Origin of the sequence: Thioclava sp. F36-7 (genome assembly GCF_002020075.1) — a bacterium.
In the GTDB taxonomy this organism is placed as follows: Bacteria; Pseudomonadota; Alphaproteobacteria; order Rhodobacterales; family Rhodobacteraceae; genus Thioclava; species Thioclava sediminum.
The window spans coordinates 188,768-201,270 of record NZ_MPZR01000006.1; the positions used below are offsets into that span (position 1 = coordinate 188,768).

The following is a 12,503-nucleotide window of genomic DNA, read 5'->3' on the forward strand; positions in this document are numbered from 1 at the left end:
CAAGGCGCGCAGGTAAGGTCGCGCCATGACGACCCCCATGATCCAGTTTTCCGAGGACCAGGCCGAGGCTTGGGATGCCGTTGCTTCCGCGCTCGAGGCGGCGGGGGTGGATATTCTCGAAGGCTCGATGACGCCGGAAAGCGGCAGCAATCGCGTGCTTTCGGTGATCGGCAAGGCGGGGTCGGGCAAGACGCTGCTTCTGGCGGAGCTATATAAAGCGTTGGAGGCGGCAGGCGTCGATCTGGTCTCGGGCGATTTCGAGGGCAAGCGGCGCCGCGAAAAGCGCACGCTGGCGATCCTCGCACCCACGAACAAGGCGGCGAGCGTCTTGCGCTCGCGCGGCGTGCCCGCGACGACGATCCATCGCATTCTCTACACCCCCGTCTACGATCCCGAATACGAGCGGATCGCGGAATGGCTGACCGGGCAGGGCGAGCGGCCCAAGCCCGAATTGCTGATCGAGATGGGCCTGACCGAAGCGACGCTCGACCGGGCGAAGGCGTTCTACGAGCTGCACAAGTCGATCCCTGCGGCGCTGGCCTCGGCGGGGCTGCGCGGCTCGGATTTCATCAATGGTTGGAAACGGCGCGAAGACCCGCTCGATATCGGGTTTGTCGATGAGGCCTCGATGCTCGACGAGCGCCAGTTCGACGATCTGCGCGAGATTTTCCCGACGCTGGTGCTGTTCGGCGATCCGGCGCAGCTGGCGCCCGTGAACCAGTCGGGCGAGATGGTGTTCGAGCGTCTGCCCGACGAGCGAAAACACATCCTGCACCGCATCCACCGGCAGGCCGAGGATAACCCGATCCTCGATCTGGCGCATATGCTCGGCGATGAGAGCGTGACCTTCGAACAGTTCGAGCGCGAGATCGAGAAGGCCGCCGCCAAGGACGACCGCGTCGTCTGGGCCGAGCGGGTGGAGAGCGATCTGATGGCGCGCTCGCCGGTGCTGGTTTGGCGCAACGCCACGCGCATCCGGCTGATCCACGCCTTCCGCGCCGCGCATTCCGCGCCGGCCGACATGATGCTGCCGGGCGAGCCCTTGATCTGCGACGGGATCGAACTGCCGGTGAAGCACCGCAAGAAGCGGATCGATCTGGAGGCGCGCGGTCTGATCAAGGGCGCGCAGGTGATCTATCTCGGCCCCGGCAAGAAGCCCGGCTTCTCGCGGCTGCATGTGATGGGGGCGGAAGATCCGCGGCTCTCGGCGGCCTCGATCGTGAAGATCGAAATGCCGGACGAGGAAGAGCCGTTCATTCCTTTTGCTGCCCGCATGGGCGCAACCTTCCTGCATGGCGCGGCGGTGACGATCCACAAGGCGCAGGGCTCGCAATGGGAAGACGTGCAGGTCTTCGCGCCGGATATCTATGCGGCCTACCGGGCAGGGCGTATCGAGGCGGGCATCCCGCTGTGGAAGCGCCTCGCCTATGTCGCGATCACCCGGGCGCAGCATCGGCTCTTGTGGGTGGTGCGGGCGCGGCTGGCGCGGCCCTCGGCGCCGCTGACCATTGACGACCTGCCCAAAGGCGGCGGTAAGCTGGAACTGAAAGCCGAACCGCAGGACGGATAGGGCAGGAGCCTCCGGCGGGGATATTTGAGCCAAGGCGAAGGAGGGGCGAGATGGGCGTGATGGTGGTGACCGGGGCGAGCGCCGGGATCGGGCGCGCAGTGGCAGAGGCGGCGCTGGCCGAGGGCTGGCAGGTCGCCTGTCTGGCGCGCTCGGAGGACAAGCTGGCGGAGGTTGCCGCGCAAGGCGACGGGCTGGCGGTGGCCTGCGATGTGAGCGATGCGGCAGCGGTGGAGCGCGCCTTTGCCGAGGTCGTCGCGAAGTTCGGGCGGATCGACGTGCTGTTCAACAATGCCGGGATGTTCCCGCCTGCGGCCTTGCCCGACGAGGTCACGCTGGAGGATTGGGACGCCTGTATCGCGGTGAACCTGACGGGGATGTTCCTGTGTGCTCGCGCCGCTTTCGCGCAGATGCGGGGGCAGGCGCCGCGCGGCGGGCGGATCATCAATAACGGCTCGATCTCGGGGCAGGTGCCGCGCGCGAAATCGCTCGCCTATACGACCACGAAACACGCGATCAACGGCATGACCAAGCAGATCGCGCTGGACGGGCGCGACTTCGACATCGCCTGCGGGCAGATCGACGTCGGCAATGCGCGCACGGGGCTTCTGGCGAATATGGATTCGGCGGCGACCAAGACGGCGGAGCCCACGATGGATGTGGCCAATGTTGCGCGCTCGGTGCTGCATATGGCCTCGCTGCCGCTCGAGGCGAATGTGCTCAACATGACGGTGATGGCGAGCGCGATGCCCTTCGTCGGGCGCGGTTAACGCACGAAGCGGAAGATCGCGGCGGCGGCCCAGCCTGCGAAGACCGCAAGCGCCAGAGAGAGCAGCCCGTAAAGCGCCGCATTCTCATGCGCGAGCGTGTAGAGCCAGCGCTCCAGCCCGACTTTGCGCACCTCGATTGCGGATTGGTATTTGTCCACCAGTTTGCCGTCGCGCAGCAGGAAGATACGCGTCTTGTAGTCGCCCTCGGTGAGGTTCGCAGGCAGCGCGAAATCGGCGCGGAACAGCGTGTTGTCCACGATATGCACGCCGCCGGTCTCGAGTTTGTAGAGCCCCTGCTCCTTTCGGATATCCACGAGCGCTTCGGTGAAGGGGATCGAATCTTCGACGGTGATCGGACCCGAGAAGGCGCGCATCGCGAGCGGAATCGAGATCCGCTGCTGGGTGTCGGTGCGCCGATCGAGGATATCGCCGAGCGGGCCGGAGGTGGCGACGGCGTAATAGCTGGGGGCTGCGGCGACGCCGACCGAAGCCGTGTTCACCCAGATCCCGAATTCACGCGATTTCTTGCGGATGGTGACCGGGCCGAGCGGCCCTTCGAGCGTCACGATCACCGCGAGCTTCTGCCCTTCGGGCTCCGGCGTCTCGCGCTTGATCGCGCCATAGATCAGGATTTGTGACCCGTCGAAGGAGGTCGTGATCCCGATATTGTCGCGGCTGAGACCGGCCACGATCTGCTCGTCGGGTTCGGGGCGATTGGTGATCGGCATGCCCGGACGCGCAGGCAGAACCTGTTGATCCTGTGCCAGAGCGGGCAGGGCGACGGCGCAGAGGCCGAGAGCGAGGAGGGCGGTACGGATCATCATTCGCCCCCCGTCGCGATGGAGTAGAGGTTGCTTGGATGAAGCACGAGGTCGAGGCCGAGCTTGCCCGCGACGATGATCACGAGAAGCGCCAGCAGAATGCGCAGCTGTTCCGCCTTGAGGCGCGCGCCCAGCCGCGAGCCGATCTGCGCGCCGATCACGCCGCCGACGATCAGCAGGAGCGCCAACATCACGTCGACCGTCTGGTTGGTGATCGCGTGCATCAGCGTGGTGAAGGCCGAGACGAACAGGATTTGGAACAGCGAGGTGCCGATCACGACCTTGGTCGGCATGTTCAGCAGATAGATCATCGCCGGGACCATGATGAAGCCGCCGCCCACGCCCATGATCGCCGCGAGGATACCGACCGCGACCCCGACCAGCAGCGGCGGAATCACCGAGATATAGAGGCCCGAGGCCCGGAACTTGAACTTGAAGGGCAGCTTGTGGACCCATGTGTGCTGCACGCGCTTCTTGCGCACGCCACCGCCCTTGCGCTGCTTTTGGATGGTGCGGATGCCCTCTTGCAGCATCAGAAGGCCGATCAGGCCGAGGAAGACGACGTAGCAAAGCTGCACCGCGAGGTCGATCTGGCCCAGCTCGGTCAGCAGGTTGAAGACGTAGATGCCGCTGGCCGAGCCGAGCAGGCCGCCCACCAGCAGCACGAGCCCCATCGGAATGTCGACCGCCTTGCGCTTGAGCTGCGCCAGAACGCCCGACACGGACGAGGCGACAACCTGGTTCGCGCCGGTCGCCACGGCGACCGAAGGCGGGATGCCGATGAAGAACAGAAGCGGGGTGATCAGGAAGCCACCGCCCACGCCGAACAGGCCCGAGAGCAGCCCCACGATGCCGCCGAGCCCCAGCAGGGTGAAGATATTGACCGAGACTTCGGCGATGGGCAGGTAGATCTGCATGAACTGCACCCGCTGAGGAGGTTGCATCGTTAGTGTCCCCGAAGGGCAGGCGAAGTCAAACCCCGCCGTGCCGCAGGGTTACAACTGTTGCAGATATCGTCGCAAAACCTGTTCGAGCTTGGCCGCGCCCATCGGCGCGATCGCCTTGGTCTGCTCGTGGCTGATATTTTCCTGCGCCATGCCCGCCCCCATATTGGTGATGACGGAGACGGCTGCCACGCGAAGGCCGAGGAACCGCGCAAGGATCACTTCCGGGACCGTGGACATGCCCACCGCGTCGGCGCCGAAGACCTTGGCGGCGCGGATTTCGGCGGGGGTCTCGAAGGTCGGGCCGGAGAACCAGCAATAGACGCCTTCGGGCAGTTCGATCCCTTCGGCCTGGGCTGCGGCTTTGAGCCCGGCGCGGATTTCCGGATCATGCGCCTCGGTCAGCGGCACGAAACGCGCATCCGAGGGCTCGCCGATCAGGGGATTGTTGCCCGAGAAGTTGATGTGATCGTTGAGCATCATGAGCCCGCCGGGCTGGATGTCCTCGCGCAGGCTACCGGCCGCATTGGTCAGCAGCAGGCTCTCGCAGCCGAGCTCCTTGAGGATCTCCAGCGGCAGGCGCATCTCGGCGGGGTTGCCGTGTTCATAATAGTGAACCCGACCGCCGAACACGGCGACGCGAACGCCTTCGAGCGTGCCAATCACCAGCTTCGGATTGTGGCCCGAGACACCCGCATGGGGAAAGCCCGGAAGCTCCGAATAAGGGATCGCTACGCCCTCGACCTCCTCGGCCAGATGGCCGAGGCCGGAGCCGAGGATCATACCGAGGCGCGGGGCCTCGTCGCCCGCGCGTTCGCGGATCAGTTGCGCGAGTTCAGCGCTCTTTGACATAGGGCTGCCCCCCTGCACGCGGCGGGATCGCCTTGCCGATGAAGCCCGCGAGAATGATCACGGTGAGGATGTAGGGCACGGCCTGCATGAACTGGATCGGCAGGGTGATGACGCCCAGATCGATATTCGGATAGCGGTTCGAGATCGCTTCCAGCAGGCCGAACAGCATCGTCGCGCCGAGAGCCGGAACCGGCCGCCATTTCGCAAAAATCAGAGCCGCGAGGGCGATATAGCCGCGCCCGGCGGTCATTTCCTTCACGAAGCCAGCCGCCAGACCGGTTGCCAGATAGACGCCGCCCAGACCCGCCAGAACGCCGGTGATGGCGACTGCGGTGTAGCGCATCCGGATCACCGAGATACCTGCGGTGTCGACGGATTCTGGGTTCTCGCCCACGGCACGCAGGCGCAGGCCGAAGCGGGTGCGGAACAGCACCCACCAGGTGATCGGCACCATCGCGAAGGCGACATAGACGAGGATCGAGTGCCCCGAGATCAGGTTCGAGTAGATCGGACCGAGAAAAGGCACATCCTGCACAGCGTCGGCGCCGGGCAAGGTGATCGGATCGAAGCGCCCGTTGCCCGAGAGTTGCGGTGTGCGGCCGCCCTGATGGAACCAGCTTTGCGCGATCAGAACGGTAAAGCCCGAGGCAAGGAAGTTTACCGCGACGCCGGAAATCAGCTGATTGCCGCGGAAGGTGATCGAGGCGAGGCCGTGCACGAAGGCGAGGCTCATCGAGCCTCCGACACCCGCCAGCAGCCCAAGCCACGCATTGCCCGTCACCGCCGCGACCGCGCCGGAAAAGAAGGCGGCCATCAGCATTTTGCCCTCGAGGCCGATGTCGAAGATGCCCGCGCGCTCCGAGAACAGACCTGCGAGGCAGGCGAGCAGCAGCGGCGTGCCGAGGCGAACGGCGCTATCGAGAATTTCGATGATCGTTCCGAAATCCATCTCAGGCCTCCTTCCGGGCGTTGGCGCGCGCGACGAAGAAGCTCTCGATCGGTGCGCGCAGCATGTTGTCGAAGGCCCCGGTGAACAGGATCACGAGCGCCTGGATCACGGTGATCAGTTCGCGCGGGATCGTGGTCTCCAGCGCCAGCTCGCCGCCGCCCTGGTAGAGGAAGCCGAAGAGAAGCGCGGCGAGGAACACGCCGAACGGGTGGTTGCGGCCCATCAGTGCGACCGCGATCCCGATGAAGCCCGCGCCCTCGACCGAGTTGAGCACGAGGCGATGCGCCTCGCCCATCACGTTGTTGATTGCCATCAGACCGGCGAGGCCGCCCGAGATCAGCATCGCCGCCATGACGATCTTCACCGGAGAGATGCCCGCATAGCGCGCGCCCGTCTCCGACCGCCCGAAGGCGCGGATCTCGAAGCCCAGCTTGGTGCGCCAGATCAGCACCCAGACGAGGTAGCAGGCGAGGATCGCCACGAAGAAGGACACGTTTGCCGGGACCGATTTCGAGAAGAACTGACCGATCAGCGGGAAGTCATGGAAGGTCGGCAGATGCGTCGCAGGTTCGAAGCGCGCGGTGGCCGGGTCCATCGAGCCGCGCGGACGCAGCACGTTGACCAGCATGTAGTTCAGCACCGCCGCGCCGATGAAGTTGAACATGATCGTGGTGATCACGATGTGGCTGCCGCGCTTGGCCTGCAGATAGGCCGGGATCGCCGCCCAGGCTGCGCCGAAGATCGCGCCTCCCGCCATCGCCGCGATCAGCGCGATGGTCCAATGCGGCCACGGGAAGGCCAGCAGCACCAGCGCCACGCCAAGCCCGCCGAGTGTGGCCTGACCCTCGCCGCCGATGTTGAACTGGCTGGCATGATAGGCGACGGCGACCGCGAGGCCGGTGAAGATGAAGTTCGTCGCGTAGTACAGCGTGTAGCCCCAGCCATAGGGCGAGCCGAGCGCGCCCGAGACCATGACCTTGATCGCCTTGATCGGGTCTTCGCCGATCAGCAGCACCACGATCCCCGAGATCACGAAGGCGATCAGCAGGTTGAGGAGCGGGATCAGGGCCACATCGACCCATTTCGGTGTCTTTTCCATTATTGGCTCTCCTCGGGCGCGGCGATCGTCCAGCCGTCCATGCCGCGCACGTCCTCGCCGCCCATGCCCGCCATCAGGCAGCCCATGCCGGTCTGCGTGGCGGTCTCGACGGGGCCGATGCCCATGATCTGCCCGTCGAACATGACCGCGACCCGGTCCGAGAGCGCCCGGATCTCGTCAAGCTCGACCGAGACCAGCAGTATCGCGGCGCCTTGGTCGCGTAGTTCGATGATGCGTTTGTGGATGAATTCGATTGCGCCGATATCGACGCCGCGGGTGGGTTGGCCCACCAGCAGCAGCGCCGGGTTGCGTTCGATCTCCCGGGCCAGCACGATCTTTTGCTGGTTGCCGCCCGAGAAGCTCTTCGCGGGCAGGGTCGGGATCGGCGGACGCACGTCGAAGCGTTCCATCGCCTCGGCCGTGTGAGCCACGATCCCCGCATTGTCCATGACGAAGCGGTTCTTCTGATAGGCCGGATCGGTGTGATAGCCGAAGACCATATTCTCCCACGCGGCGAAATCGAGGATCAGGCCGAGGCTATGGCGGTCCTCGGGGACGTGCGAGATGCCCCGGCGCCGGCGGGACTGGCCGTCGCTATGCTTGCCGGTGAGGTCGATCTCTTCGCCGTTGATGCGGATGTTGCCGGTGCCCTTGGCGAAACCGCCGAGGATCTCCAGCAGTTCGGACTGGCCGTTGCCCGCCACGCCCGCAATGCCGAGGATCTCGCCCGCGCGGATTTCGAGATTGATGCCCTTGAGGCGTTCGATCCCGTCTTCGTCCTTCACGCGGAGGTTCTCGACCTCCAGCACGGTCTTGCCGGGTTGGGCTGCTGTCTTGTCGACGTTGAGCAGAACCTTGCGGCCGACCATCAGCTCGGCCAGTTGCTCGGGCGAGGTCTCGGCGGTTTTCACCGTCGCCGTCATCTCGCCGCGGCGCATCACGCTGACCGTGTCGGTGATCTCCATGATCTCACGCAGCTTGTGGGTGATGAGGATGATCGTCTTTCCTTCCTTGCGGAGGAAATCGAGGATGCGGAAGAGGTGATCGGCCTCGGCGGGCGTCAGCACGCCGGTCGGCTCGTCGAGGATCAGAATATCCGCCTGACGATACAGTGCCTTGAGGATTTCCACGCGCTGCTGGTGGCCGACGGAGAGCTCTTCGATCTTCTCGTCGGGATCGACGTTGAGCTCGTATTCCTCGGCGAGGCGCTTGAGTTCCTTGCGGGCCTTGGAGAGCGAAGGGCGCAGCAGCGCGCCATCCTCGGCCCCAAGGATGATGTTCTCGAGCACGGTGAAATTCTGCACCAGCTTGAAATGCTGGAAGACCATGCCGATGCCGGCGCTGATCGCGGCCTGGCTGTCGGGGATATGGGTGTGCTTGCCCTTGATCCAGATCTCGCCCGCATCCGCCTTGTAGAAGCCGTACAGGATCGACATCAGCGTGGATTTCCCCGCGCCGTTCTCGCCGATGATGCCGTGGATCGTACCGGGCATGACCCGGATCGAAATGTCCTTGTTGGCCTGCACCGTGCCGAAGGCTTTCGAGATGCCTTTTAGCTCGATCGCGGGCGCGCCCGTGGGCGTGGCGGCAGCGTGGGCCGCTTCGGCCGCATCGCTGGCGTTTTCAGTGGCAAGGGCGGCAGTTGCCTGCCGCCCCGCGTTGTTCGACTCTGTTGTGCTCATCACTCGACCGGGCAGCTGTCGTCCGACATGTAGTCATGCACTTCGATCTTGCCCGACGCGATGTCGGCTTTCGCCTGCTCAACGGCTTTTTCCATCTCGGGCGTGACGAGCGACTTGTTGTTGTCGTCCATCGCGACGCCGACGCCGTTCTGGGCCAGACCCATCACCTTGATGCCCGGCTTCAGATCGGGGCCCGCCGAGAACGCGTCATAGACGGCGTTGTCGACACGCTTGAGCATCGAGGTCAGGACCTTGCCCGGGTGCAGGTAGTTCTGGTTGCTGTCCACGCCGATCGACAGGACGTCGCCATCCGCGGCTGCCTGCAGAACGCCGATGCCGGTGCCGCCGGCGGCTGCGTAGATCACGTCCGCGCCCTGGCTGATCTGGGCCTTGGCGATCTCGCCGCCCTTCACCGGGTCGTTCCACGCCGCCGGGGTGGTGCCGGTCATGTTCTGGATGACTTTCGCGTCCGGGTTCACGGCCTTCACGCCCTGAACGTAACCGCAGGCGAATTTGCGGATCAGCGGGATGTCCATGCCGCCGACAAAGCCGACGGTGCCGGTTTTCGACGCCATCGCGGCCATCATGCCGACGAGGTAGGAGCCTTGCTCTTCCTTGAAGACGATCGACTCGACGTTGGGCTGGTCGACGACCATGTCGACGATCGCGAATTTGGTGTCGGGGTAGTCGGGAGCGACGGTGTTGAGCGTGTCGCCGAAGGCGAAGCCGGTCATCACGATCGGGTTGGCGCCCGACTCGGCCAGTTTGCGCAGGGCCTGCTCACGCTGAGCTTCCGACTGCATTTCCAGTTCCTTGTAGGAGCCGCCGGTCTCTTCGGCCCAACGCTTCGCGCCGTTGAAAGCGGCTTCGTTGAAGCTCTTGTCGTATTTGCCGCCCAGATCGTAAATGATCGCGGGATCGGCCAGCGCGGCCCCGGCGCTGAGCGCGAGCGCGGTCGCGGCGCCGAGGAACTTGGTGAAATAGGTCATGGATTACTCCCGAACGTTATGGCCCTGTTGGATAAGCCTGTTGGCGCGCTCGGTTCAGCGCGCGGACCCGGCGATTTGGGCAGAGCTTGCCAAAGGGGTCAAGCGTCAAGTTGTGGATGACGCGGGGTCGCAAGACAAATTTGATTGAACGGTCAGCTTGTCGCTCTAGCGAGTGGCAAAGTGAGAACCAGCGCGTCGATGCGATCGCCTTCCGGGCTACGGTAATAGCCTTTCCGGCGCCCCGATCCCTTCCAGCCGGTCGCGGCATAAAGCGCGCGCGCGGCGTCGTTCTCGGCGGAGACTTCGAGGAAGGCGCTTTCGGCCCCCAGCGCCTCGGCTTCCTGTGCGAAGCGCTCGACCAGCGCCCGGCCGGTGCCGTTGCGGCGGCCTTTCGGGTCGACCGCGAGGGTCAGAAGCTCGGCTTCGCCCGCGATGACGCGTCCCAGCAGGAAGCCTCGGTTTTCGTTCAACAGAAAGGTGCCGGGGCCGCGCATCAGATCCCGGAATTCAGCCTCGTTCCACGGGCGTGGTGTGGTGAAGCAGGCGGCATGCAGCTCGGCGAGGGCTTCGGCGCGCATCAGTCGAGGATCCTTGGCGGCGGATCGGAGGGAGGAGCGGCGTCAGCCGCGCGCAGGTAGAGTGGCGCGGGGCGTTCTCCGGGGATGAATTCGCGAGAGGCCGCGATCCGTGCGATGGCTTCGGTGGGGGCGAAAGCCGCGGGTGCGGCAGCAGCGCCGATCCGCTGGGCGACCTCTTCGGCGGCGGAGCCGATGCAGGTCAGACCGGGTTCTGCCAGACCTTCGGGCAGCGCGTCGAGTTCATGCAGATCGAGCGGGATGGCCTGTGCGGTACGGAAGCCCTCGAGATAGACGCGCTCGCGCGGGGCGGCCACGGCGGCCAGCACCGGACCTTCGCTGCCGAATTGCGCCGCGTCGGTGATCGAGACGCCGAGCGCCGGGGCTCTCAGGCTCAGCGACAGCCCGCGCGCGGCAGAGACGGCGATGCGGACGCCGGTGAAATTCCCCGGTCCGATCCCGACGCCGATCCGCGTCAGGTCGCGCCAGCCGACGCCCGCCTCGGCGAGCACCTCTTCCAGAAGCGGCATCAGCCGTTCGGCCTGCCCGCGTCCCATCTCTTCGTGACGCGCGACGAGGCAGTCATCACCCGACAGCAAAGCGGCCGCGCAATGCGCGGCCGATGTGTCGAAGCCTAGCGTCAGATCAGGCATTGACCGGACGCACCTCTGAAACCTCGGGGATGTAGTGCCTGAGCAGGTTCTCGATCCCCATCTTGAGCGTCAGCGTCGACGAGGGGCAACCGGCGCAAGCGCCCTGCATGTGCAGGTAGACCACACCACGCTCGAACCCGTGGAAGGTGATGTCGCCACCGTCCTGCGCCACGGCCGGGCGCACGCGGGTGTCGAGCAACTCCTTGATCTGCGAGACGATCGCGCCGTCCTCGCCGTCATGCTCGGCATGGCCCGAGGGCGCGGCTTCGCCTTCGATCACCGGGGCGCCGGACTGGAAATGCTCCATGATCGCGCCGAGGATCGCCGGTTTCGCGTGATCCCAGCTAGTCGCGTCATCTTTCGTCACGGTCACGAAGTCCGAGCCGAAGAACACGCCGGTCACGCCGGGCACTGCGAAAACGCGCTTGGCCAGCGGCGATTTGGCCGCCGCTTCGGCGGAGGGGAAATCAGCGGTGCCGGTCTCCAGCACGGTCTGGCCGGGCAGGAATTTCAGCGTCGCGGGGTTCGGGGTCGTCTCGGTCTGAATAAACATCGCGTGCCTCCTTGGCTTGCCGCTCATATGCGCCTTCCGACAGAAATAATCAAGTAATCGCGGCTATGCGCTAGATGATGCGCGGCGCGATCTGGGCGGGATCGGTGACCTCCGGGCGCCAGAACGCTTCCGCTTCCGGTCTGATCCGCGCGAGAGCGGCCTCGAAGTCACGATGATTGACATGGCGCCAGAGGGCAAAGGCCGTGGCCTCTATAGCGTTGTCGGGGGTCAGATTGTGATGCGGGCGCAACGCCTGCGCTTCGCGGGTCATCTCGGTCCGGCTGCCGAACGGGCGCGGCGTCGCCATCACATCCCAGTGATACAGGAAGATCGCGCGCAACACGGCAGGCAGGCAATCGGCGAAGGCGATGGCCTCGACAGGGCGCAGCCGCGCACGGAAGGCGACGAAGACGCCCTCGATCGCCGTGTAGGTCATGTTGTCGGAGTCGAGACCCATCCGATCGCGCGCATCGGCGAGGAAGGACGAGAACTCCTTCTGCGCATGGCGATAGGTCCAGGGCATCGGCATCGGTCAGGTGATCTGTTCGAGCTTTTCCTTCGACATTTCGCCCGGCACGATGGTCAGCGGGCAGGGCAGCGTTCCCGCCTGTTTGACCATCTGGCTGACCAGCGGCCCCGCGCCGCCCTTGCCGGAGCCTGCGCCGAGGACCAGCACGCCGATCTCGGGATGTTCGTCCATTACGGCGATGATCTCGGGCACGGGCTCGCCCTCGCGGATCACCAGTTCCGGCTCCACGCCCTGACGGTCGCGCATCCATTTCGCGAAGACCTCGAAATGTGCCTCGATCCGCTCGCGGGCTTCTTCGCGCATGATCTCGGCCACGCCGATCCAGTGCTGGTATTCGTCGGGCGGGATCACCGAGAGGATGATCACGCCGCCGCCGGTATGGTTCGCGCGCATCGCCGCGAAACGCATCGCGTTGAGGCATTCGCGGGTATCGTCGAGCACAACCAGAAACTTGCGCATGGCTCCTCCGGGACGGGGTGTCTGCGGATCATCGCCCGGCGCGAGGTCTTTGGCAACCGCG

General features: G+C 65.3%; 14 protein-coding genes. 2 read left to right on the top strand and 12 right to left on the bottom strand.

Going from position 1 to position 12,503, the window contains the following annotated elements; translation table 11 throughout:
• The first annotated feature begins 25 nt into the window (after positions 1-25).
• On the top strand, positions 26-1,570 hold the full coding sequence (locus tag BMI89_RS12860; RefSeq protein ID WP_078521404.1) for an AAA family ATPase: 1,545 nt from the start codon (positions 26-28) through the stop codon (positions 1,568-1,570).
• A 50-nt stretch (positions 1,571-1,620) separates the two neighbouring features.
• Complete coding sequence (locus BMI89_RS12865) at positions 1,621-2,337, top strand: SDR family oxidoreductase (RefSeq protein ID WP_078571222.1); 717 nt, start codon at positions 1,621-1,623, stop codon at positions 2,335-2,337.
• Here the strand turns inward: BMI89_RS12865 and BMI89_RS12870 are convergent.
• From BMI89_RS12870 to BMI89_RS12925, 12 genes are all read right to left on the bottom strand, one after another.
• Positions 2,334-3,158 (bottom strand): TIGR02186 family protein, encoded by an 825-nt coding sequence (locus BMI89_RS12870; RefSeq protein WP_168176811.1) that lies wholly within the window; start codon positions 3,156-3,158, stop codon positions 2,334-2,336. The two genes, BMI89_RS12865 and BMI89_RS12870, sit on opposite strands and share 4 nt — an antisense overlap.
• Positions 3,158-4,075 (bottom strand): sulfite exporter TauE/SafE family protein, encoded by a 918-nt coding sequence (locus BMI89_RS12875; RefSeq protein ID WP_078521398.1) that lies wholly within the window; start codon positions 4,073-4,075, stop codon positions 3,158-3,160. Before BMI89_RS12875 ends, BMI89_RS12870 begins: the two co-directional genes overlap by 1 nt.
• Positions 4,076-4,153: 78 nt before the next feature.
• Positions 4,154-4,954: a purine-nucleoside phosphorylase gene (locus BMI89_RS12880; protein ID WP_078571224.1), complete on the bottom strand. Its 801-nt coding sequence runs from the start codon at positions 4,952-4,954 to the stop codon at positions 4,154-4,156.
• On the bottom strand, positions 4,938-5,903 hold the full coding sequence (locus BMI89_RS12885; RefSeq protein WP_078571225.1) for an ABC transporter permease: 966 nt from the start codon (positions 5,901-5,903) through the stop codon (positions 4,938-4,940). Before BMI89_RS12885 ends, BMI89_RS12880 begins: the two co-directional genes overlap by 17 nt.
• A gap of 1 nt (position 5,904) precedes the next feature.
• Positions 5,905-7,002, bottom strand: a complete 1,098-nt coding sequence (locus BMI89_RS12890; protein ID WP_078571226.1) for an ABC transporter permease — start codon at positions 7,000-7,002, stop codon at positions 5,905-5,907.
• A complete protein-coding gene (locus BMI89_RS12895) occupies positions 7,002-8,684 on the bottom strand; it encodes an ABC transporter ATP-binding protein (RefSeq protein WP_078571227.1) in 1,683 nt (560 codons plus the stop codon). The genes BMI89_RS12890 and BMI89_RS12895 overlap by 1 nt, the downstream gene beginning before the upstream one ends.
• Entirely contained in the window at positions 8,684-9,673 is a 990-nt protein-coding gene (locus tag BMI89_RS12900) for a BMP family ABC transporter substrate-binding protein (protein ID WP_078521388.1), read from the bottom strand. Before BMI89_RS12900 ends, BMI89_RS12895 begins: the two co-directional genes overlap by 1 nt.
• Before the next feature lie 152 nt (positions 9,674-9,825).
• Positions 9,826-10,251: a GNAT family N-acetyltransferase gene (locus BMI89_RS12905; protein WP_078571228.1), complete on the bottom strand. Its 426-nt coding sequence runs from the start codon at positions 10,249-10,251 to the stop codon at positions 9,826-9,828.
• A complete protein-coding gene (tsaB, locus tag BMI89_RS12910) occupies positions 10,251-10,901 on the bottom strand; it encodes a tRNA (adenosine(37)-N6)-threonylcarbamoyltransferase complex dimerization subunit type 1 TsaB (RefSeq protein WP_078571229.1) in 651 nt (216 codons plus the stop codon). Before tsaB ends, BMI89_RS12905 begins: the two co-directional genes overlap by 1 nt.
• Entirely contained in the window at positions 10,894-11,454 is a 561-nt protein-coding gene (locus tag BMI89_RS12915; RefSeq protein WP_078571230.1) for a NifU family protein, read from the bottom strand. Before BMI89_RS12915 ends, tsaB begins: the two co-directional genes overlap by 8 nt.
• A 70-nt stretch (positions 11,455-11,524) precedes the next feature.
• Complete coding sequence (locus BMI89_RS12920; RefSeq protein ID WP_078571231.1) at positions 11,525-11,983, bottom strand: DUF2267 domain-containing protein; 459 nt, start codon at positions 11,981-11,983, stop codon at positions 11,525-11,527.
• A gap of 3 nt (positions 11,984-11,986) precedes the next feature.
• Positions 11,987-12,442 carry a universal stress protein gene (locus BMI89_RS12925; RefSeq protein WP_078521378.1) on the bottom strand — a complete coding sequence of 152 codons (456 nt, stop codon included), beginning with the start codon at positions 12,440-12,442 and terminating at the stop codon, positions 11,987-11,989.
• Positions 12,443-12,503: the final 61 nt, after the last annotated feature.

Excerpts from the sequence above, each read along its gene's own strand:
- BMI89_RS12870 (WP_168176811.1), bottom strand. The coding sequence starts at position 3,158 with ATGATCCGTACCGCCCTCCTCGCTCTCGGCCTCTGCGCCGTCGCCCTG.
- BMI89_RS12905 (WP_078571228.1), bottom strand. The coding sequence starts at position 10,251 with ATGCGCGCCGAAGCCCTCGCCGAGCTGCATGCCGCCTGCTTCACCACA.
- BMI89_RS12915 (WP_078571230.1), bottom strand. The coding sequence starts at position 11,454 with ATGTTTATTCAGACCGAGACGACCCCGAACCCCGCGACGCTGAAATTC.
- BMI89_RS12890 (WP_078571226.1), bottom strand. The coding sequence starts at position 7,002 with ATGGAAAAGACACCGAAATGGGTCGATGTGGCCCTGATCCCGCTCCTC.
- BMI89_RS12925 (WP_078521378.1), bottom strand. The coding sequence starts at position 12,442 with ATGCGCAAGTTTCTGGTTGTGCTCGACGATACCCGCGAATGCCTCAAC.
- tsaB (WP_078571229.1), bottom strand. The coding sequence starts at position 10,901 with ATGCCTGATCTGACGCTAGGCTTCGACACATCGGCCGCGCATTGCGCG.
- BMI89_RS12885 (WP_078571225.1), bottom strand. The coding sequence starts at position 5,903 with ATGGATTTCGGAACGATCATCGAAATTCTCGATAGCGCCGTTCGCCTC.
- BMI89_RS12880 (WP_078571224.1), bottom strand. The coding sequence starts at position 4,954 with ATGTCAAAGAGCGCTGAACTCGCGCAACTGATCCGCGAACGCGCGGGC.
- BMI89_RS12875 (WP_078521398.1), bottom strand. The coding sequence starts at position 4,075 with ATGCAGATCTACCTGCCCATCGCCGAAGTCTCGGTCAATATCTTCACC.
- BMI89_RS12865 (WP_078571222.1), top strand. The coding sequence starts at position 1,621 with ATGGGCGTGATGGTGGTGACCGGGGCGAGCGCCGGGATCGGGCGCGCA.
- BMI89_RS12900 (WP_078521388.1), bottom strand. The coding sequence starts at position 9,673 with ATGACCTATTTCACCAAGTTCCTCGGCGCCGCGACCGCGCTCGCGCTC.
- BMI89_RS12860 (WP_078521404.1), top strand. The coding sequence starts at position 26 with ATGACGACCCCCATGATCCAGTTTTCCGAGGACCAGGCCGAGGCTTGG.
- BMI89_RS12895 (WP_078571227.1), bottom strand. The coding sequence starts at position 8,684 with ATGAGCACAACAGAGTCGAACAACGCGGGGCGGCAGGCAACTGCCGCC.
- BMI89_RS12920 (WP_078571231.1), bottom strand. The coding sequence starts at position 11,983 with ATGCCGATGCCCTGGACCTATCGCCATGCGCAGAAGGAGTTCTCGTCC.